This window comes from Kocuria flava (genome assembly GCF_001482365.1).
Taxonomy (GTDB): domain Bacteria; phylum Actinomycetota; class Actinomycetes; order Actinomycetales; family Micrococcaceae; genus Kocuria; species Kocuria flava.
On sequence record NZ_CP013254.1, the window covers coordinates 3450773 to 3473167 of the forward strand.

21 protein-coding genes and 1 riboswitch are annotated in these 22395 nt (G+C 74.5%); of the genes, 7 read left to right on the plus strand and 14 right to left on the minus strand.

Annotated elements, in window-relative coordinates; genetic code table 11:
- The first annotated feature begins 75 nt into the window (after window positions 1–75).
- The 3 genes from AS188_RS15410 (at window position 76) to AS188_RS15420 (ending at window position 2357) form a co-directional block, all read left to right on the plus strand.
- Window positions 76–654 carry an LOG family protein gene (locus tag AS188_RS15410; RefSeq protein WP_058859576.1) on the plus strand — a complete coding sequence of 193 codons (579 nt, stop codon included), beginning with the start codon at window positions 76–78 and terminating at the stop codon, window positions 652–654.
- A gap of 387 nt (window positions 655–1041) precedes the next feature.
- Window positions 1042–1830, plus strand: coding sequence for a tRNA (guanosine(46)-N7)-methyltransferase TrmB (trmB, locus tag AS188_RS15415; RefSeq protein WP_083529504.1), 789 nt, complete (start codon window positions 1042–1044; stop codon window positions 1828–1830).
- Complete coding sequence (locus AS188_RS15420; RefSeq protein WP_083529505.1) at window positions 1827–2357, plus strand: GNAT family N-acetyltransferase; 531 nt, start codon at window positions 1827–1829, stop codon at window positions 2355–2357. The genes trmB and AS188_RS15420 overlap by 4 nt, the downstream gene beginning before the upstream one ends.
- A 46-nt stretch (window positions 2358–2403) precedes the next feature.
- On the opposite strand, the gene AS188_RS15425 is transcribed toward AS188_RS15420, so the two are convergent.
- The 4 genes from AS188_RS15425 to dnaK all read right to left on the minus strand — a co-directional run bounded on the left by AS188_RS15425 (window position 2404) and on the right by dnaK (window position 6555).
- Complete coding sequence (locus tag AS188_RS15425) at window positions 2404–2835, minus strand: heat shock protein transcriptional repressor HspR (RefSeq protein WP_058859578.1); 432 nt, start codon at window positions 2833–2835, stop codon at window positions 2404–2406.
- Window positions 2836–2837: 2 nt separating this feature from the next.
- Entirely contained in the window at window positions 2838–3845 is a 1008-nt protein-coding gene (locus tag AS188_RS15430) for a DnaJ C-terminal domain-containing protein (protein WP_058859579.1), read from the minus strand.
- Window positions 3846–3997: 152 nt separating this feature from the next.
- On the minus strand, window positions 3998–4690 hold the full coding sequence (locus tag AS188_RS15435; RefSeq protein ID WP_083529506.1) for a nucleotide exchange factor GrpE: 693 nt from the start codon (window positions 4688–4690) through the stop codon (window positions 3998–4000).
- A 2-nt stretch (window positions 4691–4692) separates the two neighbouring features.
- Entirely contained in the window at window positions 4693–6555 is a 1863-nt protein-coding gene (dnaK, locus tag AS188_RS15440) for a molecular chaperone DnaK (RefSeq protein ID WP_058859580.1), read from the minus strand.
- 308 nt (window positions 6556–6863) lie between these two features.
- Between dnaK and AS188_RS15445 the strand changes: the two genes are divergently transcribed.
- The 3 genes from AS188_RS15445 to AS188_RS15455 all read left to right on the plus strand — a co-directional run bounded on the left by AS188_RS15445 (window position 6864) and on the right by AS188_RS15455 (window position 10680).
- Entirely contained in the window at window positions 6864–8840 is a 1977-nt protein-coding gene (locus AS188_RS15445) for a BCCT family transporter (RefSeq protein WP_083529507.1), read from the plus strand.
- A gap of 342 nt (window positions 8841–9182) precedes the next feature.
- Window positions 9183–9776, plus strand: coding sequence for a uridine kinase family protein (locus AS188_RS15450; RefSeq protein ID WP_058859581.1), 594 nt, complete (start codon window positions 9183–9185; stop codon window positions 9774–9776).
- 22 nt (window positions 9777–9798) lie between these two features.
- Window positions 9799–10680, plus strand: coding sequence for an aminodeoxychorismate lyase (locus AS188_RS15455; RefSeq protein WP_058859582.1), 882 nt, complete (start codon window positions 9799–9801; stop codon window positions 10678–10680).
- Between the two features lie 163 nt (window positions 10681–10843).
- Here AS188_RS15455 and AS188_RS15460 read toward each other — a convergent pair whose 3' ends face one another.
- The 10 genes from AS188_RS15460 to AS188_RS15505 form a co-directional block, all read right to left on the minus strand.
- Entirely contained in the window at window positions 10844–11641 is a 798-nt protein-coding gene (locus AS188_RS15460) for an energy-coupling factor transporter transmembrane component T family protein (RefSeq protein WP_058859583.1), read from the minus strand.
- Window positions 11638–13233 carry an ABC transporter ATP-binding protein gene (locus tag AS188_RS15465; protein ID WP_058859584.1) on the minus strand — a complete coding sequence of 532 codons (1596 nt, stop codon included), beginning with the start codon at window positions 13231–13233 and terminating at the stop codon, window positions 11638–11640. Before AS188_RS15465 ends, AS188_RS15460 begins: the two co-directional genes overlap by 4 nt.
- Window positions 13230–13850: an ECF transporter S component gene (locus AS188_RS15470; protein WP_058859585.1), complete on the minus strand. Its 621-nt coding sequence runs from the start codon at window positions 13848–13850 to the stop codon at window positions 13230–13232. The genes AS188_RS15465 and AS188_RS15470 overlap by 4 nt, the downstream gene beginning before the upstream one ends.
- A gap of 79 nt (window positions 13851–13929) precedes the next feature.
- Window positions 13930–14051, minus strand: a riboswitch (TPP riboswitch).
- Between the two features lie 220 nt (window positions 14052–14271).
- Window positions 14272–14538: a DUF4235 domain-containing protein gene (locus tag AS188_RS15475; RefSeq protein WP_058859586.1), complete on the minus strand. Its 267-nt coding sequence runs from the start codon at window positions 14536–14538 to the stop codon at window positions 14272–14274.
- Window positions 14539–14597: 59 nt separating this feature from the next.
- Window positions 14598–14927, minus strand: coding sequence for a monovalent cation/H(+) antiporter subunit G (gene mnhG / locus AS188_RS15480; RefSeq protein ID WP_230781321.1), 330 nt, complete (start codon window positions 14925–14927; stop codon window positions 14598–14600).
- A gap of 62 nt (window positions 14928–14989) precedes the next feature.
- Entirely contained in the window at window positions 14990–15259 is a 270-nt protein-coding gene (locus AS188_RS15485; RefSeq protein ID WP_255667557.1) for an MrpF/PhaF family protein, read from the minus strand.
- Window positions 15259–15960, minus strand: a complete 702-nt coding sequence (locus AS188_RS15490; protein ID WP_083529509.1) for a Na+/H+ antiporter subunit E — start codon at window positions 15958–15960, stop codon at window positions 15259–15261. The genes AS188_RS15485 and AS188_RS15490 overlap by 1 nt, the downstream gene beginning before the upstream one ends.
- On the minus strand, window positions 15957–17597 hold the full coding sequence (locus AS188_RS15495; protein ID WP_058859589.1) for a Na+/H+ antiporter subunit D: 1641 nt from the start codon (window positions 17595–17597) through the stop codon (window positions 15957–15959). The genes AS188_RS15490 and AS188_RS15495 overlap by 4 nt, the downstream gene beginning before the upstream one ends.
- Window positions 17594–18097: a Na(+)/H(+) antiporter subunit C gene (locus AS188_RS15500; RefSeq protein WP_058859590.1), complete on the minus strand. Its 504-nt coding sequence runs from the start codon at window positions 18095–18097 to the stop codon at window positions 17594–17596. Before AS188_RS15500 ends, AS188_RS15495 begins: the two co-directional genes overlap by 4 nt.
- On the minus strand, window positions 18094–21183 hold the full coding sequence (locus tag AS188_RS15505; RefSeq protein WP_058859591.1) for a Na+/H+ antiporter subunit A: 3090 nt from the start codon (window positions 21181–21183) through the stop codon (window positions 18094–18096). Before AS188_RS15505 ends, AS188_RS15500 begins: the two co-directional genes overlap by 4 nt.
- Window positions 21184–21425: 242 nt before the next feature.
- Here AS188_RS15505 and AS188_RS15510 point away from each other — a divergent pair, with 242 nt between their 5' ends.
- Entirely contained in the window at window positions 21426–22394 is a 969-nt protein-coding gene (locus AS188_RS15510) for an IS481 family transposase (protein ID WP_147050849.1), read from the plus strand.
- The last annotated feature ends 1 nt before the right edge of the window (window position 22395 follow it).

The following is a 22395-nucleotide window of genomic DNA, read 5'->3' on the forward strand; positions in this document are numbered from 1 at the left end:
GCATCCGCACGTCCCCGGGCGCCCCCGGGGACGTGCGGGACGGGCACGCCGTCGCCGGTGGCGCACAATGACGGCATGAGACTTGCCGTGTACACCGGGGCCTCCCTCGGCACCGATCCCCGCTTCGCCCGGGCCGCCCACGACTTCGCCGGCGAACTGGCCCGGCGCGGGGTCGGGATCGTCTACGGCGGCGGGCACGTGGGCCTGATGGGCGTCGTCGCCGACGCCGCGCTCGCGGCCGGCGGGGAGGTGATCGGGGTGATGCCCCGCTCCCTGGTCGACGACGAGACCGCCCACACCGGCCTGACCGAGCTGCGGGTGGTGAGCGGCATGCACGAGCGCAAGGCGCAGATGGCCGAGCTCGCCGACGGGTTCGTCGCACTGCCGGGCGGGCTGGGCACGCTCGAGGAGATCTTCGAGGCGTGGACCTGGATCCAGGTGGGCGTGCACGCGAAACCGGTCGGCTTCCTCGACGTCGCCGGCTACTGGCGGCCGCTGCTGGACGCCGTCGCCTCGATGTCGGAGGCCGGCCTGGTGCGCCCGCAGTACCGCGACGCCGCCGTCGTCGCCGAGGACGCCGGGGAGCTGCTCGCCCGCTTCGCCGCGTGGCAGCCGCCGCGGCGCCGCTGGGACCCCGCCGGGCAGCGGGCCTGAGCACCCGCGGGCGCGGCTGAGGGGCCCCCGCGCCCCGGGCCGGACCGGCCGCACCGGGCACGACGGCGGGCCCGCCGACGGCACCGCTGGCGGCGGGGCCGGGCGGACCGGCGCGAGCGGTGCCGGCGGCGGGCCCGCACCGGGAGCGGCAGCGCCACCAGTGCCGTGTTCGAGGTCGTGGCGGCGGGGCCCGCGCGGGCCCCGCCGCCACGACCTCGAACACGGCACTGGTGGCGCTGCCGCTCCCGGTGCGGGCCCGCCGCCGGCACCGCTCGCGCCGGTCCGCCCGCACAGGCCCCGCCGCCACCGCCCGCTCCTCGGTCCCGCGGGCGCCGCCGCTCCCGGTCCGGTCGGGGAGCCGGCGGCGCGCCGCCTAGGATGGTGGCGATGAGCGAGCAGACCTCCCCCGCAGAGCCCCCGCAGGACCCCGGCGCGCCCGAGGCGTTCCACCGGCGCCCGTACTCGTTCGTGCGGCGCGGCGACCGCCTGACGGCCCGCCGGCAGAAGGCGTGGGACGAGTGGGCGCCGACCCGCGTCCTCGAGGTCCCGCGCACCCACGCCGACACCTCCGTGCACCCCGACCACGACTTCGACGCCGTGGCCGCCTTCGGCCGCGAGGCCCCGCTGGTCGTGGAGGTCGGCTCCGGGCTCGGGGAGGCCGTCGTCGCGGCGGCCGCCGCGCACCCGGAGCAGGACTACCTGGCGGTCGAGGTGTACAAGCCCGGCATCGCCGACCTGCTGCTGAAGGCGGGGCAGGCCGGCGTCGACAACGTCCGCGTGGTCCAGGCCAACGCCCCCGAGGTGCTCGAGCACATGCTCGCCCCCGCCTCGGTGGACGAGCTGTGGGTGTTCTTCCCGGACCCCTGGCACAAGAAGCGCCACCACAAGCGCCGGCTGGTCTCCCCCGGGTTCGCCGAGCTCGCCGCCCGCGTCCTGCGCCCGGGCGGGCTGTGGCGGCTGGCCACCGACTGGCAGGAGTACGCCCTCGCGATGCGCGAGGTGCTGGACGCCGCCCCCGGGTTCGAGAACGTCCACCCCGGCCCCCTCGCCGACGACGAGCACCCCGGCACGGGCTGGGCCCCGCGCTGGGAGGGGCGCGTCCTGACGAGCTTCGAGCGCAAGGCGCAGGAGGCCGGCCGCACCCCGCGCGACCTCACCTACCGCCGGCTGCCGTGAGCGCGACCCCGGGCACGCCCGGTGCGGGCGACCGCGACCGGGACGACCGCGCCGGCCGGTACGGCGTCGTCGCGGTGGTCCCCGGGGACCCGCTGCTCGCACCGCTGCTGCAGGGCCTGCACCGGGAGTACGCCGAGCGCTACGGCCCCGCGATCGGCGCGGACGAGATGGCGGAGCACCCGGTCGCGGACTTCACCGCGCCCTCCGGCGGGATCGTGCTGCTCGTGGCGGACGGGTGCACGGTGGCGGGCGGCGCGTTCCGGCGCCACGACGACGCCACCGCCGAGCTCAAGCGCGTGTGGACGGCCCCCTCGCACCGCCGCCGGGGCCTGTCCCGGCGGGTGCTCGCCGAGCTGGAGCAGCGCGCCGCCGCCGCAGGGTACCGGCGGATCCGCCTGACCACCGGCAACCGCCAGCCGGAGGCCGAGGCCCTGTACCTCGCCGCCGGCTACGAGCGCCTGCCCGGCGTGGCGAGGGTCTACCCCGGCGGCGTCCACGACGTGGCCTTCGAGAAGCGCCTGGGCTGAGCCCCGGCGGGGCCGGGCCCGCCGCCGGCACCCCCGTTCAGCCCTCCTAGCGGAACGGGGGCCGGTAGAGCACCACGGCCTGGGAGACCTGCCGCCGCCGGGGCCGGGAGCCGCGGGCCATCCGCACGACGTCGCCGCCGGCGCCCGCGGCGAAGATGCGGGTGGACTCCTCGGCGCGCTCGCGGGCCTCCTCGAGCTCGCCGCTGAGCTCCGCGATCCGCGCCTGCAGCGCCGCGACCTGGTTCTCGAGCTGGAGGATCCGGCGGATGCCCTCGAGGGAGACGCCCTGCTGGGAGAGCACCTGGATCTGCTGGAGCTTCTCGATGTCCCGCTGCGAGTAGCGCCGGGCCCGGCCCGGGGCCCGCGAGGGCTTGACCAGGCCGAGCCGGTCGTACTGGCGCAGCGTCTGCGGGTGCATCTCGGCGATCTCCGCCGCCACGGAGATCACGAACAGGGGCTGGTCGGCGTCGAGGGCCATCGTCAGAGCCTCGCCTTCTCCCTCAGGGAGGCGCGCGGGTCCTGGCCGGCGGTGGCCTCGGCGTAGGCGCGCACGGCCGCCTGCGCCGACTCGTCCAGGTCGGCCGGGACGTGCACCTCCACGGTCACGATGAGGTTGCCGGTCCCGCGGGAGGTCTCGATGCCGCGGCCCTTCACGCGGAAGCGCCGCCCCGAGGACGTGCCCGCCGGGACCTTCAGCCGCACGGTGGCCCCGTCGAGGGTCGGCACCTCGACCGTGGCGCCCAGGGCGGCCTCGGGGAACGTGATCGGCACCGTGACCTCGACGTCGTCCGTGCCCTCCACCCGGGTGAAGAACGGGTGCGGGCGCACGTGGACGGTCACGTACAGGTCCCCCGCCCCGCCGGGGCCCGAGTGGCCCTTGCCGGCGAGCTTGAGCTTCTGCCCGTCGCGCACCCCCTTGGGCACGCGCACCGTGGTCTCCTGGCCGTTGCCGCGGCGCAGACGCACGGTCGTGCCCTGCACGGCCGAGCGGAACGGGATGGTGGTCTCCGTGCGGATGTCCTCGCCGCGCGCCGGCGGGGCCTGGTAGCCGCCGTAGCCGCCGCCCGCGCCGCCGAACTGCGTGAACAGGTCCTCGAACCCGCCCCCGCCGCCGAAACCGCCGCCGGGCCCGCCGGTGGTGAACGTCGTGCGCCGGCGACCGCCGCCACCGCCGAAGATGTCGCCGAAGATGTCCTCGAAGTTCGCCGATCCGCCCGCGCCGCCGGGCCCGCCCGCCGTGAAGCGGGCGCCGGAGCCCATCGCGCGGATGGCGTCGTACTGCTTGCGCTCCTCCGGGTCCGAGAGCACGGAGTGGGCCTCGGTGATGTCCTTGAACCGCTGCTCGGCGGCCGCGTCCCCCGGGTTCTGGTCCGGGTGGTACTGGCGGGCGAGCTTGCGGTAGGCCTTCTTGACGTCGGCCTCGGACGCGTCCTTGGAGACGCCGAGAATGCTGTAGAAGTCCTTGTCGATCCAGTCCTGGCTGGCCATGACGCCTCCTCTCTGCGGGGCCGGTCGGGGTCCGGGGCGGCCCGTGCGGGCAAACGGGGTGTGCCCCGGGGACGGGGTGCGCGGGGACGGCGAGGGGAGGCCCGTCGGACGGACCTCCCCTCGCCGTCCCCCGTGTCAGGCCGCGGGCGGCCTCACTCGGCGACCGCGACGGCGACCTGGGCGGGCCGCACGACGCGCTCACCGATGCGGAAGCCGGAGCGCAGCACCATCGCGATCTGGTCGGGCTCGACCTCGCTCGTGGGCTGCTGCAGCACGGCCTCGTGGACGGCGGGGTCGAACGTCTCCCCGACCGCGCCGATGCGGGACAGGCCCTGGCGCACCAGGATCTCCTCGAGCTTGTTCGCGATGGACGCGAACGGGCCCTCGGTGAGGTCCCCGGCCCCGCGGGCCGCGTCGATGTCGTCGAACACCGGCAGCAGCGCCTGGAGCAGGTCGCCGGTCACGTAGGTGCGCAGCTGCTCCTTCTCCCGCGCCGTGCGGTGCTTGAAGTTCACGAACTCGGCCTGCAGCCGGCGCAGCTCCTCGAGCCGCTCCGCGGCCAGCGCCTCCGCCTCGGACGGGGCCTGCCCGGCCCCGGGCTCCCCGGTGTCCGCCGAGCCTGCGTCGGTGGACTGGGGGGTGCCCAGGATGTCGTCGACGGTCAGGCCCTCCGGGCCGGCACCGTCCTGCGGGTCGGTGCCGGCGCCGGGCTCCTGCGCCGTGCCGGGCTCGGTCCCGCCGGCGGCCCCGTCGGCGGCCGGGCGGGCCGCCTCCTGCTCGGGGCCGCCCGCGTCGCCGGGCTGCTCCGCCGGGTTCCGGTCGGGATCAGGGGTGGGGTCGGCCATGCTCACTTCTTCTCGTTCTCGTCGTCGACGACCTCGGCGTCGACGATGTCCTCGTCACCGGTCGCCGCGCCGGACTCCCCGGCGGCGCCCGGGGCGCCCTCCGCGCCCTCGGCACCCGCCTGGGCGTAGAGCGCCTCGCCCAGCTTCGTCTGGGACTGCTGGAGCTTCTCGTAGGCGCTCTTGACGGCGTCGTCGTCCTGGCCCTCGAGCGCCTGCTTCAGGGCGTCGACGTCGCCCTGCACCTCGGACCTGACGTCCTCGGGCAGCTTGTCGTCGTTGTCCTTGAGCAGCTTCTCGATGGAGTAGGCGCTCTGCTCGGCGTTGTTGCGCAGGTCGGCGGCCTCGCGGCGCACCCGGTCCGCCTCGGCGTTGGCCTCGGCGTCCTTGACCATGCGGTCGATGTCCTCCTTCGACAGCGAGGTGCCGCCGGTGATGGTCATCGACTGCTCCTTGCCGGTGCCCTTGTCCTTGGCGGAGACGTGCACGATGCCGTTGGCGTCGATGTCGAAGGTCACCTCGATCTGCGGCATGCCGCGCGGGGCCGGGGCGATGCCGGTCAGCTCGAACGTGCCCAGGTTCTTGTTGTCCCGGGTGAACTGGCGCTCGCCCTGGAAGACCTGGATGGACACGGACGGCTGGTTGTCCTCCGCCGTGGTGAAGGTCTCGGACCGCTTGGTGGGGATGGCCGTGTTGCGCTCGATGAGCTTGGTCATCACCCCGCCCTTGGTCTCGATGCCCAGCGACAGCGGCGTGACGTCGATCAGCAGGACGTCCTTGCGGTCGCCCTTGAGCACGCCGGCCTGGATCGCGGCGCCGACGGCCACGACCTCGTCCGGGTTCACGCCCTTGTTCGGCTCCTTGCCGGCCAGGCGCTGGACGGTCTCGGCGACGGCGGGCATGCGGGTCGAGCCGCCGACGAGGACCACGTGGTCGATGTCGGACACGGAGATCCCGGCCTCGGCGATGACGTCCTTGAACGGCTTCTCGGTGCGCTCGAGCAGGTCGCGGGTGAGCTCCTCGAACTTCGCGCGGGTGAGGCGCTCGTCGAGGTGCACGGGGCCCTCGGCGGTCACGGAGAGGTACTGCAGGGAGATGTTGGTGCTGGTCGCGGAGGACAGCTCCTTCTTGGCCTGCTCGGCGGTCTCCTTCAGGCGCTGCAGGGCGATCTTGTCCTTGGACAGGTCCGCACCGGTCTTGGACTTCACCTGCTGCAGCAGCCAGTCGACGATCCGCTGGTCCCAGTCGTCGCCGCCGAGGCGGTTGTCGCCGGCGGTCGCGCGGACCTGGATGGTGGAGAAGTCGTCCTCGTCCTTGCCGACCTCGAGCAGGGAGACGTCGAAGGTGCCGCCACCGAGGTCGAAGACCAGGATGAGCTCGTCCTCCTTGCCCTTCTCCAGGCCGTAGGCCAGCGCCGCGGCGGTGGGCTCGTTGACGATGCGCAGCACGTTCATGCCCGCGATCTCGCCGGCCTCCTTGGTGGCCTGGCGCTCGGCGTCGTTGAAGTACGCCGGGACCGTGATCACGGCGTCGGTGACCTTGTCGCCCAGGTAGGACTCGGCGTCCGTCTTGAGCTTCATGAGGATGCGGGCGGAGATCTCCTGCGGGGTGTACTTCTTCTCGTCGATCTCCTTGGTCCAACCGGTGCCCATGTGGCGCTTGACCGAGGCGATCGTGCGCTCCACGTTGGTCACGGCCTGGCGCTTGGCGATGTCGCCCACCAGGGTCTCGCCGTCCTTGGAGAAGGCGACGACGGACGGGGTGGTCCGGTTGCCCTCGGCGTTGGCGATGACGGTGGGCTCGCCGCCCTCGAGCACCGCCACGCAGGAGTTGGTGGTGCCGAGGTCGATTCCTACTGCACGGGACATGCGCGTGTTCTCCTTCGTGTCGAGCGGGACCGGCGGACCGCGGGGGCCCCGCCGGAGGTCTCTGGTCTTGAGTTGTCCTGGCTCAAGTCTGCCACATGAGCCGCGAGTGTCAAGTGAAGTTGAGCCGCATCCGCTCAACTGTGGGGCACGGTAGCGCCCGCCCCTGTGAGATCGCCCCCACGGGCCTGACTGCCGGCCGACCCCTCGGTAAGGTGGAGCACCGTGTCCGCACGCCGGGGCCCCGCCGCCCGGCCCGACCCGCAGGAACGCCGAACCAGCACCGCACACCCCCGATCCGAGGAGCCCCCGTGAGCACGACCCCCACCCCCTCCAGTCCGCCCGGACAGGGCGAGCGCGGCGCGACCGCGCAGCGCCAGCACCGCCGCCGCTCCGGCTACCCGGGTGGCGTCCACCCGGCACTGGTGCCCGGGGTCGCCGTCGAGGACCGCAACCTGCGCTACGGCACCGACCGCGTCGTGCTGGTCGTCACCGGTGCCCTCATCGCCGGTTTCGTGGCGTGGGGCCTGCTCTCCACCGAGTCCCTCACCGCGGTCTCCTCCACCGCCCTGACCTGGGTCACGACCAACACCGGCTGGTTCTTCACGCTCCTGTCGACCGCCGCCGTGATCTTCATGCTGGTCGTCGGCTTCGGCCGCACCGGCCGGATCCCGCTCGGGCTCGACGACGAGCAGCCCGAGTTCGCCTTCTTCTCCTGGCTGGCGATGCTCTTCGCCGCGGGCATGGGCATCGGCCTGATGTTCTACGGCGCCTCCGAGCCGCTGAGCCACTTCGGCGCCGGCGTCCCCGGCTTCGCCGCCGAGGCCGGCACCGAGGAGATGACCGTGCGCGCCCTCGTGCAGACGGCCTTCCACTGGGGCCTGAACCCCTGGGCCATGTACGCCGTGGTGGGCGCCGCCATCGCCTACGGCACCTTCCGCCGCGGCCGCGCCCCGCTGATCAGCCGCATCTTCGTCCCCCTGCTCGGCCGCAAGCGCGCCGAGGGCGGGCTCGGCCGGCTCATCGACGTCTTCGCGATCTTCGCGACCCTCTTCGGCACCGCCGCCTCGCTCGGCATCGGGGCGCTGCAGATCTCCCGCGGCCTCGAGATCGTCACCGGGTGGAGCGCGACCGGCAACGCCGCGCTCGTGGGCATCATCGCCGTCCTCACCGCCGCCTTCGTGGTCTCGGCGGTCTCCGGCGTGGCCCGGGGCATCCGCTACCTGTCCAACACCAACCTCGTGCTCGCCCTCGTGCTGGCGCTGTTCGTCTTCGTGGCCGGCCCGACCGTGCTGATCCTCGACCTCGTCCCCGCCGTGTTCGGCACCTACCTGCAGGACTACCTGCGGATGACCGGGCACACGGGCGCCTGGGGCGCGGCGACCGCCGACTTCACCGGCGCGTGGACGGTCTTCTACTGGGCCTGGTGGCTGTCCTGGTCGCCGTTCGTGGGCATGTTCATCGCGAAGATCTCCCGCGGGCGCACCCTGCGCCAGTTCGTGACCGTCGTGCTCGTGGTCCCCTCCTCGATGTGCGTGCTGTGGTTCGTGGTCATGGGCGGCACCGCCCTGCACGTCCAGCGCACCGGCACCGACCTCCTCGGCGCGGGCGGGCAGGAGGCGGCCCTGTTCGGCATGCTCGACGCCCTCCCCTGGGGGGCCCTCACCTCCGTGCTGGCCATGGTGATCATCGGCATCTTCTTCGTCACCAGCGCCGACTCGGCCTCGATCGTCATGGGCACCCTCTCCCAGCGGGGGAACCCGGAGCCGCACCGCGGCGTCGTCACCTTCTGGGGCCTGTGCCTCGGCGCGATCGCCGTGGTCATGATGCTCGCGGGCGGGGACGACGCCCTGGCCGGCATGCAGAACCTCGTGACCGTCTCGGCCCTGCCCTTCGCGATCGTGGTGTCCTTCCTCATGGTCGCGTTCTACCGCGACCTGCTCAACGACCCGGCCCTGATCCGCGACCGGTTCGCCCGCTCGGCCGTGCGCAAGGCCGTCATCCACGGCATCCACCAGCACGGGGACGACTTCGCCCTGCGCGTCGAGCACGCCCCCGGCAACCGCGCCGCCGGCGACGAGTTCGACTCCCACGCCCCGGCCATCACCGAGTGGTACCGCGGCACCGAGGGGATCGAGTCCCTCGGCGGCCAGCGCCCGGACGGCACCCACCGCCGTGACGGGGCCGGGTCCGTCCACCCCGCCGACGACGACGCCACCGCCTCCGGAGCCGGCTCCGGTGACGCCGAGGGGCAGCAGCGGCCGGGCGGCGGCGCTCCCCGCGGCTGATCCGCCGTCGCGGCCGGGACGGCGTCCCCGCCGCGACCGCGGCCCGCGCCGGCACGAGGGCCCGGCGGGAACCCGGACGGTTCCCGCCGGGCCCTCGTGCCTCCCCCGGGCCGGGAGCCTCTGCCCCCTTCCTCCGCCGGGCGGCCCCACGGCCCCGCCGCACCCCACCGCGCCCGCCGGCCGCCACGGACGGGCTCGCGCCCGCACTTCCCGGCGGCGCGCGGGCCCGCATAGAATGCCCCTCATGTATCCGATCGCAACCGCGGGTGCGGGCCGTCGTGCGGCGCGCCCGCCGGTCGCCCACCACCGTTCCGCCCTCCGGTCCCGGAGGCGCGTCCTCGGGTGATCGACGTCGACCTCCACCTGGACCCCGCGACCGCGGCGGCCAACCCCTCCGGCACGAGCCTCGCCCGGCTGCTCCCCCTGCCCGTCCACCGCCCCTTCCTGGTCGGCATCGACGGCCGTTCGGGCGCCGGCAAGACCACGCTCGCCGAGCAGCTGTGCACCGTGCTGCGCCCCGTGCGGGACGTGACCGTGTTCCACCTCGAGGACCTCTACCCGGGCTGGGACGGCCTCGCGGCGGGGATCGAGGAGTACGTGGCGGACGTGCTCGTGCCGCTGCGCGAGGGCCGGGACGCCCACTGGACCGCCTGGGACTGGGTCACCGGCGCCCCCGGCACCCCACGGCTGACCCGCGTCGCCGAGGTCGTGGTGCTCGAGGGCGTCGGGGCCTGCAGCTCCGCCGCGCGCGAGCTGCTCGACGTCTCGGTGTGGGTCGAGCTGCCCACCGCCCTCCGCCTCGACCGCGCGATCGCCCGCGACGGCGAGGCCTACGCCCGCCACTGGGACCGGTGGGCCGCCCAGGAGGACGCCTATCTGGAGGCCGACCCCGTCTGGGACCGGGTCGACATCCTGCACCCCGGTCCCGTCTGCTGACCCGCGCCGCCAGGAGGACCCCGTGACCAGCACCGTCGTCGTCCTCGACGCCGAGCGTCCCGAGGGCGCGCTCGTCGACCCCGCCGTCCCGCTCGTGCACATCGACGACCAGGGCCTGACCCGCGGCGACGGGGTGTTCGAGACCCTGCGCGCCGTCGACGGGCAGGTGCGGAAGTTCCCCGCCCACCACCGCCGGCTCACCTCCTCCGCCCGCCTGGCCCAGCTGCCCGTCCCGGACGCGGAGCGGTGCCTGCGCGCCGTCGAGCTCGCCCTCGCCCACGCGGGACCGGGCGGGCGGGGCGAGCTGGGGGCCGAGCACAGCGTGCGGATCACGATCAGCCGCGGCACCCCCGAGGGCGGGCCCTGGTCGTGGGTCACCGTGAACCCCGTCCCGGAGTCCACGTTCCGCCAGCGCCGCGAGGGCGTCGACGTCGTGCTCCTGCCGCGCGGGCACGACCCCGCCCTGGACGCGGGCTACCCGTGGCTGCTGCCGGGGGCCAAGACGCTGTCCTACGCCGTGAACATGGCCGCCCAGCGCCACGCCCGGACCCTCGGCGCCGACGACGCCGTGTTCACCGCCGAGGACCGCCGCGTGCTCGAGGGCGCGACCTCCTCCGTGGTCTGCGCCCGGGTCCGCGGGGACCGGCGCGAGCTGGTGACCCCCGAGCCCTCCCGCGGGGTCCTGCCGGGCACCACCCAGGCGGCGATCTTCACCGCCGCCCGCGCGGACGGCTGGGAGCTGGGCTACGGCCCCCTCTACCCGGCCGACCTGCTCGCCGCCGACGGCGTCTGGCTGGTCTCCAGCGTGCGGCTGGCCGTCCCGGTGCGGCGGCTCGACGCCCAGCCGCTGCCGGTCAACCCGCAGCTCACGCGCCTCGTCACCGGCTGGGTCGCCGGCGCCTGAGCCGCGGGCCGGCGACCGGGACGCGCTCCGGCCGGCAGGAGGGGTCCCGTCGGGGCGGCACCCCGGCGGTGCCGGGGCCGGACGCTCCGGCCCCGGCGCCCCGGGCGCCGCAGGCCCGCAGCCGCCCGGGACCGGTCCGTCCGGAGGCGCGCGGGGCCGCCGGTCAGGACCAGATGAACCGGTGCTGGCCCGCCAGCACCGCCACGACCGGCCCCGCCGCCGCGAGCGCGGCGCACGCGGCGAGCACGGCCGCGTCCCGCCAGGACCGCCGGGGCACCCGGGCCCACGTGCGCGGTCCGGCCCCGAAGCCGCGGGCCTCCATGGTCACGGCCAGCCGGGTGGCCCGGCGCAGCGACTGCACGAGCAGCGTGAAGACCTGACCGCCGAACTCGCGCAGCGCCGCGAGCGGGCCGCGGCCGCCGCCGGCGCCGCGGGCCCGCCGGGCCGTCGCGAGCGTGTCCCACTCCGCGGCCAGCACGCCCACGAGCCGCAGCGCCGCGAGCGAGGCGAGCACGAAGCGGGCCGGCAGGCGCAGGGTCTGGGCGAGGCCGTCGGCGAGGTCCGCGGGGTCCGTGGTGAGCAGCACCAACAGCCCCGGCAGGGCCAGGGCCAGCCCGCGCAGGGCGATCGCGGCACCGGCGGCCACGGCCCCGGCGGACAGCTGCGTGAGGCCCAGGTCCAGCAGCACCGGTCCGGAGTCCTCCGCGAGCAGCGCGGTGCCCCAGCCGCTGACCAGCGCGGCGAGCACCAGGGGCCAGGCGCGCACCAGCAGGGCCAGCGGCCGCTGGCCCGCCAGTCCCAGGAGCACGAGCTCCCCCGCCAGGACGACGCCGGAGGTCACGGGGTCGGCGCTGACCACGAGCACCGCCGTCAGCAGCAGGGCCCCGGCCAGCTTCACGAGCGCGTCCGTGCGGCCCAGCAGGGAGCGCCGGGCCGCGGGGGCGAGGGCGAGGGCGTTCACCGCCGTGCTCCTGCCGCCGGGCGGGCCAGGTCCAGGGCCTCGGCGCCGATCGCGCGCACGAACTCGGCGTCGTGGGTGACCGCGAGCACGGACGTGCCCGCCTCGACCAGCTCGAGGAGCAGCTCCACGAGCTCGGCCCAGGTCAGGGCGTCCTGGCCGAAGGTGGGCTCGTCGAGCACGAGCACGTCGGGGGCGGTGGCCAGCACGGTGGCCACCGACAGCCGGCGCTGCTCCCCGCCGGAGAGGGTGAACGGGTTCGCCTCCGCCACGTGGGCCAGCCGCAGCCGCGCCAGCAGCCCGTCGGCCAGGCGGCGGCGCTCCTGCGGGTCCGCGCCGGCGAGGCGGGGCCCGTGCTCGAGCTCCTCGCGCACGGTGGGGCGCAGGAACTGGTGCTCGGGCTCCTGGAAGACCGTCCCGATCCGGGCCACGAGCTCGCGCCCGCGCCACGCGAACGGGTCGGGCCCGGCGCCGCGGGCCAGTCCGGGGGCGGCCTCGACCCGCCCCCGGACCGGGGGCAGCAGCCCCGCGAGGGTCAGGGCGGTCGTGGACTTGCCCGCGCCGTTGGGGCCGGTCAGCGCGAGCACCCGCCCGCGGCGGAGCACGGCGTCCACCCCGGCGGCCGCCGTGGGCAGGTCCCGCCCGGCGGCCGCGTCGTCCACCGGGCGGCCGGTGCGCGCGGCCCGGCGGCGGGCCCGCAGCTGCCGCCGGGTCGGGCGGGTGCGCGAGACGGCCAGGTCCTCCCCCGTGAGCAGGGGCTCGGGTTCCGGCGCCCCGGGGGCCGGCCGCGGGGCCGGGCGGGTGGGCGGCACCCAGCCGGGCACCCACACGCCGGCCGCGCGCAGTTCGTCGCCGGCGGCGCCGAAGACCTCCGCGGGCGGGCCGTCGTGGCTGATCCCGCCGTCGCGGCCCAGGACGACGACGCGGTCCACGGCGTCGGCCCACACGGCGGTGCGGTGCTCGACGACCACGAGGGTCGCGCCGCTGCGCTCGAGGCACGCCAGGACGGCCTCCCGGACCTGCCGCACGCCGTCGGGGTCGAGGTTGGCGGTCGGCTCGTCGAGCAGCAGCAGGCCGGGGTCCGTGGCGACGGCGCCGGCGAGCGCGAGCCGCTGCTTCTGCCCGCCGGACAGGGCCGCGGTGGGGTGGTCCAGGGGCAGGTCCAGCCCCACCCGGTCGAGGGCCTCCCGCACCCGGGGCCAGATCTGCTCCCGGGGCACGGCGAGGTTCTCGAGGCCGAACGCGGTGTCGTCGCCCACGCGCGAGAGCACGACCCCCGACTCGGGGTCCTGCTGCACGAGCCCGGCCCGGCCCCGGGCGTGCTCGGGGTCCGTGCCGTCCACGAGCAGCTCGCCGAGGCGGGTCTGCCCGTCGTCGTCGTGGAGCACGCCCGCGAGGGCGTGCAGGAGGGTGGACTTGCCCGCGCCCGAGGGCCCGAGGAGCAGGACCCGCTCCCCCGGTTCCAGGACGAGGTCGATCCCGTGCAGGGAGGGCTCCGCCCGCCCGGGGTGGTGCCAGCCGAAGCCCCGGGCCTCGACCCGGGCGCCGCGGGCGGCGGGCCGGGCGCGGGCGGACGCGGCCGCGGTGGCCGTCACCGGCGCGCGGCCCGGCCGGAGGCGAGGCCGTCGAGCACGCCGGTGCGCGCGAGCGCCCGGACCGCGGCCCACATCAGCGCCCCCGCGAGCACGGCCCCGGAGAGCACGGCGAGGACGGCGTAGACGACCTGGTGGGAGAGGGCCCACTCGTAGTTGTAGATCAGGTTCTCGCTCACGCCCAGGAACAGCCCGCTGACGGCCCCGGCCAGGACGGCCACCAGCACGTCGAAGCGGCGGTAGCGCCACGCGGCGAGGACGAGCTCCGCGCCCAGGCCCTGGATCAGGCCGGAGAGGATCACGGTCCAGCCGAAGTGGGTGCCGAGCAGGCCCTGCAGCACGGCCGCGAGCAGCTCCACGAACAGCGCCGCGCCCGGCTTGCGGATCACGAGCCCGCCGAGCACGCCGGCCACGAGCCACCCGCCGGTGATCAGCCCGGTCGCGGGCGGGTAGGCCACGGCGGCGGCGGCCACGGCGGGGTAGAGCAGGTTGGACCAGGCCCAGAACACGACCGCGCACACGGCGGCGAGGACGGCGGCGACGACGATGTCGACGACCCGCCACGAGAGCCGGCGCGCGGGGCGGGTGCGGTCCGTGGGACGGTGGACGGTGGTGTTCACGGCGGTTGCCTCCTGGGCTCAGCGAGCCGATCGGTGCCAGGAGGGGAGGACGGCACGGCGCGCCGTGGCGCGCACGACCGTCCCGAGGTGCTCGACTCCCTTCGCCGGTGCTAACCGGAGCAGGTTCGAGGGTCTGCGGTGATCCGCACTCTCAGCGCTGTGCCGCCGTCGCCGGCGGGGTGCGCTCCCCTGTCGTTCAAGTGCCGCCCAGTCTACTGTGCCGGGGCCGCCGCCGGTACCCGGGCCGGTCGCGCGCGGGACCGGGGTGCTCTGGACGGGAGGCCCGGGACCGGTCTGCGCGGGACGGGGCTGCGCGGGACCGGGGCGCCCGGATCGGTGTGCGCCCGGGCGTGCGCGAGGGCGGGGCCCCGCTCCCGGTTCCCCGGGACGGAGGCCCCGCCCTCGCGCGCCGGCGGCGGGCTCAGACCTCGGAGCCGCTGGTGGCCTTCGGCTTGTTCTCCAGCTCGTAGACCTTGCGGCTGACGGCGACCTTGATGACCGTGCCGACGAGACCGGTCATCAGCGCCCAGATGATGATCCCCGTCCAGGCCTCGTCCGGGTCCGGGTTCTTGGCCGGGGGCTCCTGGCCCGTGACCTTCTTCCAGCCGGCGGCCAGGACCTTGTTCGTCAGGGCCACGCCGCCGAGGGAGGCGCCGGTGCCGAGCAGGTGCAGGATCTTGGTGTTCATGGGCGGGTGCTCCTTCTGGGTCGCGGGCCGGGGCGGGGGCCCCTGGGATCCGTCCCAGCCTAGCGCGTCCGCCCGGGGCCGTCAGTGTGCTGTCCGTCGGGGCCCACGCGGTTGAGCACCTCCTGCAGGTCGTCCTGGGTGAGGGTGTCGCGGTTGAGGTGCTTGGTGCGGTAGGTCGAGCGCCCCACCATGTGCGCCGAGACGGGAACCGTGAGCAGCTGGAACACCCACCCGAGCACGATCAGCGGGATCATCCACGCGTTGCGGCTGCCCAGGGCGACCGCGGTGAGCATCAGCAGCAGCCCGAATACCTGGGGCTTGGTGCCGGCGTGCATGCGGGTCAGCAGGTCGGGGAAGCGGACGAGGCCGACGGCCGCGGCCAGCGACATCAGGGCGCCGACCACGAGGCACACGGCCGTCGCGGCGTCCAGGACGGTCTCGGTCACGGGGCTCACCGCCCGTGCTCCGCGGTCTGGGTCGCGAAGCGGGCGACCGTCACGGAGCCGATGAAGCCCACGAGCGAGACGATGACCATGAGCACCAGGTTGTCCAGGTGCCCGTGGTAGGCCATGTCCACCGCGAGGGCGGCCGCGACGATCGCGAGCAGCACGTCGGTGGCCACGACCCGGTCCAGCAGGGACGGCCCTTTGGCGAGGCGGTAGAGGGTGCCGGCCGCGCCCAGGCTCAGCAGCACGGCGGCGATGCCCACGGCGATCTCCATCACGGGCGGTCCTCCTCTGTCCCGGGCACGGCCTGCCCGGCGGGTCGGTCGGTGGTCTCGGCCGCGGCCCCGTCGTCGTCGCCCCGGCCCCGCACGATCTGCTGCTGGGAGGTGATGGGGGCGCGGATCGCGGCGCTGTCCTGGGCCCTGCCCGTCCCGGGGCGGCGCTCCGCGCGCAGGGCCGCGAGCTCCTCCCGGGTGCCCATGATCCGGATCCAGGCCGCCTCGATGCGCAGCACGGCGCGGCGGAAGTCCTCGGCCTGCTCGGGGGTGCGGACGTTGAGGGCGTGGAAGTACAGGGTGCCGTTGGCCCGGTCGACCTCGATCACGAGGGATCCGGGGATCAGCGTCATGGTGTGCCCGGTCGCGGTGAGCAGCAGGTCGGAGCGCGTGCGCAGCTGTACGCCGACCACGGCGTTGCGCGTGCGCGGTCCCACGAGCAGCGCCACGAGCAGCACCTCGAAGCTGGCCTTCGCGACCTGCCACACGAAGGTGGCCGTGAACAGCGCGAAGTGCACGGGGTTGAACCGCCCGGAAAGCTGGACCGGCGGCAGGTAGAGCACCCAGGTGACGAGCAGGGCCAGCAGCGCCCCGAAGACCAGGTTGCCGGCCCGGAAGTCGCCCCACAGGGCGCCCCAGACGAGCACGAGCCACACCAGCAGGGGCAGCTCGACGAGCAGCGGGTTCCGGGGCCGGGTCACGGGGCCTCCTCCACCACGGGCTGCGGTCCCGTGGACAGGTCCAGGACCGCGCCGACGTAGCGCTCGGGGCGCACGAGGTTCTCCGCGGCGTTGTCCGCGAGCTGGAACAGCGGTCCGGCGAAGACGGTCAGGGCCACCCCGACGGCCACGAGCGCGGAGGTCGCCCCGAGCATCGACGGCGACATCAGCCGGACGTCGCCCTTGCCGCCGAAGCGGCCCGCCTGGTCGTCGACCCCGCCGGAGGTCAGCAGGAACCGGGAGCCGGCCGGCACGGGGGCCATCAGGATCGGGTCGGGGTACTCGGCGTCCTCCGGGGCGCGCAGGAAGGCGCGGTTCCACACGCGGATCAGCGCCATCAGCGTCAGCAGGGACACGAGCACGGCGCCGGCCACGAGGACGTAGGAGAGCCAGTCCCCGCGGGCCACGCCCGCCTGGAGCAGGCCCGCCTTGCCGAGGAACCCGGAGAACGGCGGGATCCCGCCGAGGTTGAGCGCGGGCACCAGGTAGAGCAGGCCCAGCAGCGGGGAGATGCGGGCCAGGCCCGCGAGGCGGTCCACGTTCGTGGACCCGCCGCGGCGCTCGATCAGCCCCGCCACGAGGAACAGGCTGGTCTGGATCACGATGTGGTGGGCCACGTAGTACACGGTGGCCGCGAGCGCCTCGGCGGTGCCGACGGCCACCCCGAAGATCATGTAGCCGATGTGGCTGATCAGCGTGAACGAGAGCATGCGCTTGATGTCGATCTGGGCGAGGGCGCCCAGGATGCCCACGACCATCGTCAGCAGCGCGACCGTCATCAGCAGCCCGTCGATGCGCTCGGCCGGGAACAGCAGGGTCTCGGTGCGGATGATCGCGTACACCCCGACCTTCGTCAGCAGGCCCGCGAACACGGCGGTGACGGGTGCGGAGGCCGTGGGGTAGGAGTCGGGCAGCCAGAAGGACAGGGGGAAGACGGCGGCCTTGATCCCGAAGGCGATCACGAGCATCAGGTGCAGCTGCAGCTGCGTGCCCACGGGCAGCTCGGCGAGCTTCACCGACAGGTCCGCCATGGTGATGGTGCCGGTGGCCCCGTAGATCATCGCGATGGTGATGAGGAACAGCACCGAGGAGATCACCGAGACGACCACGTAGGTGACGCCGGTGCGGATGCGTTGGACCGTCCCGCCCATCGTCATCAGCACGTAGGAGGCCACGAGCAGGATCTCGAAGCCGACGTAGAGGTTGAACAGGTCCCCGGCCAGGAAGGCGTTGGAGACCCCCGCCACGAGGATGAGGAAGGAGGGGTGGAAGATCGAGATCGGCCCCTCGTCGTCGCCGTCGGCCACGCCCTGGCCGGTCGCGTAGACGAGCACGGACAGCGAGACGACCGTGGAGACGACCAGCAGCAGGGAGGAGAGCTGGTCGACGACCATGACGATGCCCCACGGCGCCTCCCAGCCGCCCAGGTGCACGGCCTGGGGGCCGAGGTCCCAGGTGCCGACGAGCACGACCGTCTCGACGACGAGGCTGAGCACGAGCGCGCCGATCGCCACGGTCCGCTGCAGCCGGTTGCGCCGCAGCAGCAGCAGGTTCAGGGCGGCGCCGAGGAACGGGATGATCACGGCCAGCGGGGCCAGCTGCGCGGGGTTGAGGGTCATCGGGTCCCCTCCCGCCCGGCCGTCGGCGCGCCCGGGGCCTCGACGTCCTCGTCGGGGTCGCGCCCGGCCGCCTCGTCGCCGGGCGAGGTGTCGAACTCCGTGGTGTCGGCGGGGATCTCGGCGTCGTCCTCCACGTCGTAGGAGGACTGGCGCGCGACGCGGCGGTCCTCGACGTCGTCCTGGATCTCGTCGCGGCGCCCGAGCACCCACGAGCGGTAGATCATGCCGAGCAGGAACGCGGTCACGGCCAGGGAGATCACGATCGAGGTGAGGATCAGCGCCTGGGGCAGCGGGTCGCTGTAGTCCTCCCCCGCCAGGGCGGAGTCGTAGAGGGGCGCGGCGCCGGGGCGCCCGCCGGTGTGCAGGATCAGCAGGTTCGTGCCGTTGGTCAGCAGCACGATCCCGAGCAGCACGCGGGTCAGGGAGCGCTCGAGCAGCAGGTACACGCCCACGGTGTAGAGCACGCCCATCACGAGCAGCAGGGTCAGGTTCACGCTCACCGGGACCGCCCCCCGTCCTCGCCGGCCGGCGCTCCCGCCGTGGCCGGGCGCGACCCGGCGCGCGGCACGGGGGTGGCCCGGCGCCCGGAGAGCCGGATGCGCGTGCCGCCGGTGCGGCGGCGCCGGCGCACGGCGTCCTCCTCGACGCGCTCGTCGATCCGCCCGCCCAGGGAGCGGAGGATGTCGAGGATCAGGCCCACCACGATCAGGTAGACGCCGATGTCGAAGACGATGGCGCTGACGAACTTCTGCGGCCCGAACAGGAGCAGGTCGACCTCCCAGGTGTAGCTCTGCATGACGGACCCGCCGAGGAAGACCGGGGTGACCGCGTACAGCGCGGTGATCGCGAGCCCGGCACCGAGCATGGCGCCGGCGTTGATGGGCGTGGCCTGCTCGAGCTCGTAGCGCCCGCCGGCGAGGTAGCGCACGGCGAGGGCGAGCCCGGCGAGCAGGCCCCCGGCGAACCCGCCGCCGGGATCGTTGTGCCCGGCCACGAGCAGGTAGAGCGAGACCATCATGAAGGTGTGGAAGAGCAGGCGCGTGACGACCTCGAAGACGATCGAGCGCCGCTCGGGGGCCAGGGTGTGCCCGGCCAGCAGGAAGGGGTCCTCCTCGGCCGCGCCGGAGCGGGCGAAGCGGCGCGCGAGGGTCAGCTCCGCCTCCCGGCCCGTGTCGTCGAGGGCCTCGGCGCTGCGGGTGCGCAGCACGCGCATCTGCCCGGTGTCCGGGCCGGAGCGCACGATCCGGTCCCCGCGGCCGGTGACGAAGATCAGGGAGGCCACGCCGGTCGCGGCGAGCACGAGCACGCTGATCTCCCCGAAGGTGTCCCAGGCGCGGATGTCCACGAGGATCACGTTGACCACGTTCTGCCCGTCGCCGAGCTCGTAGGCCATCCGCGGCAGCTCGAGGGAGATCGGGTCCGCGGAGCGGGAGGAGATGCTGAAGGCCGCGAGCGCGGTCATGAAGACCCCGAAGGCCACGGCGATCCCGGCGCGCAGCGCCCGGTGACCGGTGGGGTTGCGGTGCCACAGCGGGGCGGGCAGGGAGCGCAGCGCGAGCACGAAGGCGATCAGGGAGACGGTCTCCACGAGGGTCTGGGTCAGCGCGAGGTCCGGGGCGCCCTGGAGCGCGAAGATCAGCGCCAGCCCGTAGCCGGTGACCGACACGAGCAGCACGGCCAGGAACCGCTTGCGCGCCAGCGGCACGAGCAGCGCCGCCACGACCATCACGACGCCGGCCACGAGCTGGCCCGGGCCGTCCGCCCAGTGGACCGCCGCCAGCGGCGGGGTCTCGGCCGCGAAGAGCACGATCGCCGGGACGACGATGGCGGTCAGCAGGATCACGGAGAGGTAGAAGGACAGCGACCCGCGCTGGGTGCGGCCGGTGACCCACACGGCGAACAGGTCCAGGACGTTGATGGTGCGCCGGTACAGCAGCTCTCCGGGCGGCAGCGCGGGCAGGGCCCGCTGCAGGTCGCTGACCGGCTGCCTGGCCAGGTACAGCGCGGTGCCCGCGGCGAGCACGAGCGCCGAGAGCCCGAGCGCGGGGGTGAGCCCGTGCCACAGGGCGAGGTAGAACTCGTGGCCGGTCACGGGCGGGAACTGGGCCACGTACGGCTGCAGCATGGCGTCCACCGGCGCGGGCCACAGCCCGTAGACCACGGTGAGGACCGTCAGCAGCGCGGGGGCGGCGAGGAAGGACGGCTCGACGCGGTCGACGTCGCTGATCACCGACCGGCCGCCGACGCCCTCGTCGAGCTCGGAGAAGTGCGCGGACTTGTGCGCGAAGCCGCCCCACACGAAGCGGGCGCTGTAGGCGAAGGTCAGCACCGAGCCGGCCACCAGGCCCGTGAGCACGAGCGTGCCCCACGGCTCGCCGGTGGCGTGCACGAAGGCCGTGAGCACGGCCTCCTTGGTCACGAACCCGGCCAGCGGCGGGACCCCGGCCATCGAGGCGGCGGCCACGAGCGCGACGCCGAAGAGCACGGGCACCCTGCGGAACAGCCCCGACAGGCGGCGGATGTCGCGGGTCCCGGCCCGGTGGTCGATGATGCCGACCACGAGGAAGAGCGTGGCCTTGAACAGCCCGTGGGAGAGCAGCATCGCCATCCCGGCCTGGGCGGTGTCCGCCGAGCCCCAGCCCACGACCACCACGAGGAAGCCGAGCTGGCTGACGGTCCCGTAGGCGAGGATCAGCTTGAGGTCGTACTGCTTGAGCGCGGCCCACCCGCCGAAGAGCATCGTGGCCAGGCCCAGGACGACGACGACGGGCTGCCACAGCGCCGTCTCGGCGTAGCCGGGGGCGAAGCGGGCCACGAGGTAGACCCCGGCCTTGACCATCGCCGCGGCGTGCAGGTAGGCCGAGACGGGGGTGGGGGCGGCCATCGCGGCCGGCAGCCAGAAGTGCAGCGGGATCAGCGCGGACTTGGTCGCGGCGCCCACGAGCAGCAGCAGCACCGCGACGTCCACCACGGTGCCGGCCTGCGCGAGCTCGGGGGCCCGCTCGAGCAGCGCGGAGATCCGGTAGGTGCCGGCGGTCTCCCCCAGCATGATCATCCCGACCAGCATCGCGAGCCCGCCGGCGGTGGTGACCACGAGCGCCTGCAGGGCGGCCCGGCGGGCCGAGAGGCGGGTGCGGCTGTAGCTGATGAGCAGGAAGGACAGGACGGTGGTGATCTCCCAGAAGACGAACAGCAGCAGCAGGTCGTCGGCCGTCACCAGCCCGAACATGGCCCCGGCGAAGGCGAGCAGCTGGGCGCCGAAGCCGCCGACGCCCTCGGCGCCGGACTTGAAGTACCGGGCGCAGTAGAAGAGCACGAGCGAGCCGACGCCGAGCACGAGCAGGGACATCACCCACGCGAGGGCGTCCATGCGGAACGTGATCCCGAGGTCGAGGGACGGGATCCAGGTCCAGGACTCGGTCCAGCCGCCCCCGGGGCCGTAGACGCGGGGGGCGGCGGCCAGCAGCCAGACCAGCCCGGCCAGCGGCACGGCGGCCAGGACGTAGAAGGCGCTGCGGCCCAGGCGGGGGAAGAGGAGGGGCGCGACCGTCGCCGCCACTGCGTGGAGCAGGAGCACGACGGTCATGGGGCGCCTCCAAAGGGTCGTGGGGCGGGGTGCTCCCCCGCGGAGAGACCACCCTATCAAAACGGGATTCCCGCCCCGTTGCGCGCTCGCCGCGCCGTTGCGCGCAGCGCGCCCCGGTCCGGCCCGGCGCGCCGCCTAGCTGTACCCGGTCAGGACGTTGGTAGCAGGAGGGTGTTGACGTGAGGAGAGCCTCCGGGTGGGGTGTGGCTTGTCTAAGGCCCACATCCACCACGGAGGCTCCCGTGTCCCACCGTAATGCCCGCACCACCGTCCACGGCAGGCTGCTCATCGTCTCCCGGCACCGTTCCGGGATGCCGAAGTCCCACATCGCCAAAGCCATGGGGATCTCGCGCAAGTGTGTGTCTCACTGGATCGCCCGCTACGACACCGAGGGCGAGACCGGTCTGCAGGACCGGTCCTCCCGCCCGCACACCACCCCGACCCGCACCTGCCCGAGCACGGAGCAGCGGGTCCTGGCGCTGCGCGCCAGGACCCGGCGGGGCCAGGACTGGATCGCAGGTGAGCTGGGCATCCCGGCACGCACGGTGGGGCGGATCCTGGCCCGCCACCAGGTCCCGTACCTGCGGGAGCTGGACCCGCTCACCGGTGCGGTGATCCGGTCCTCGAAGACCACCGCGGTGCGCTACGAACGCGAGCACCCCGGGGAGTTGGTGCACATGGACGTGAAGAAGCTCGGGCGGATCCCTGATGGTGGCGGCTGGCGTGCCTTGGGGCGTGCGAACGCGGTCAGAGATCGACGCCATGGGCCCGGCTTCGACTACGTGCACTCGGTGGTCGACGACCACTCGAGGCTGGCGTACTCGGAGATCCACGCCGATGAGAAGGGCGCCACCTGCGCGGAGTTCCTGGCCCGGGCGGCCGTCTACTTCGCCGGCCACGGGATCCCGAGGATCGAGCGGGTGATGACCGACAACGCCTTCGCCTACCGTCATTCCGCGGCCGTGCGGGAGGTGGTCGCGGCCCTGGGTGCCAAGCAGATCTTCATCCGCCCGCACTGCCCGTGGCAGAACGGCAAGGTGGAGCGCCTCAACCGCACCCTGGCCACCGAGTGGGCCTACCGGCAGGTCTTCATCAGCAACGACGAACGCACCGCCGCCCTTGCCCCCTGGATCGAGCACTACAACACTGAAAGACGCCACAGCGCACTCGGCGGACACCCACCGGTCAGCCGCCTGCGACCAACCTCATGAC

Bases quoted from the DNA above. Each gene is read 5' to 3' on its own strand.
- AS188_RS15425 (WP_058859578.1), bottom strand. From the start codon at position 2,835: ATGGCCCTCGACGCCGACCAGCCCCTGTTCGTGATCTCCGTGGCGGCG.
- mnhG (WP_230781321.1), bottom strand. From the start codon at position 14,927: ATGTCGCTGGCCGCGGCCGTCGGCCTCGTCCGCTTCCCCGACCTGCTG.
- AS188_RS15475 (WP_058859586.1), bottom strand. From the start codon at position 14,538: ATGAACACCAAGATCCTGCACCTGCTCGGCACCGGCGCCTCCCTCGGC.
- AS188_RS15505 (WP_058859591.1), bottom strand. From the start codon at position 21,183: ATGACCGTCGTGCTCCTGCTCCACGCAGTGGCGGCGACGGTCGCGCCC.
- AS188_RS15485 (WP_255667557.1), bottom strand. From the start codon at position 15,259: ATGGAGATCGCCGTGGGCATCGCCGCCGTGCTGCTGAGCCTGGGCGCG.
- AS188_RS15435 (WP_083529506.1), bottom strand. From the start codon at position 4,690: ATGGCCGACCCCACCCCTGATCCCGACCGGAACCCGGCGGAGCAGCCC.
- trmB (WP_083529504.1), top strand. From the start codon at position 1,042: ATGAGCGAGCAGACCTCCCCCGCAGAGCCCCCGCAGGACCCCGGCGCG.
- AS188_RS15495 (WP_058859589.1), bottom strand. From the start codon at position 17,597: ATGACCCTCAACCCCGCGCAGCTGGCCCCGCTGGCCGTGATCATCCCG.
- dnaK (WP_058859580.1), bottom strand. From the start codon at position 6,555: ATGTCCCGTGCAGTAGGAATCGACCTCGGCACCACCAACTCCTGCGTG.
- AS188_RS15410 (WP_058859576.1), top strand. From the start codon at position 76: ATGAGACTTGCCGTGTACACCGGGGCCTCCCTCGGCACCGATCCCCGC.
- AS188_RS15430 (WP_058859579.1), bottom strand. From the start codon at position 3,845: ATGGCCAGCCAGGACTGGATCGACAAGGACTTCTACAGCATTCTCGGC.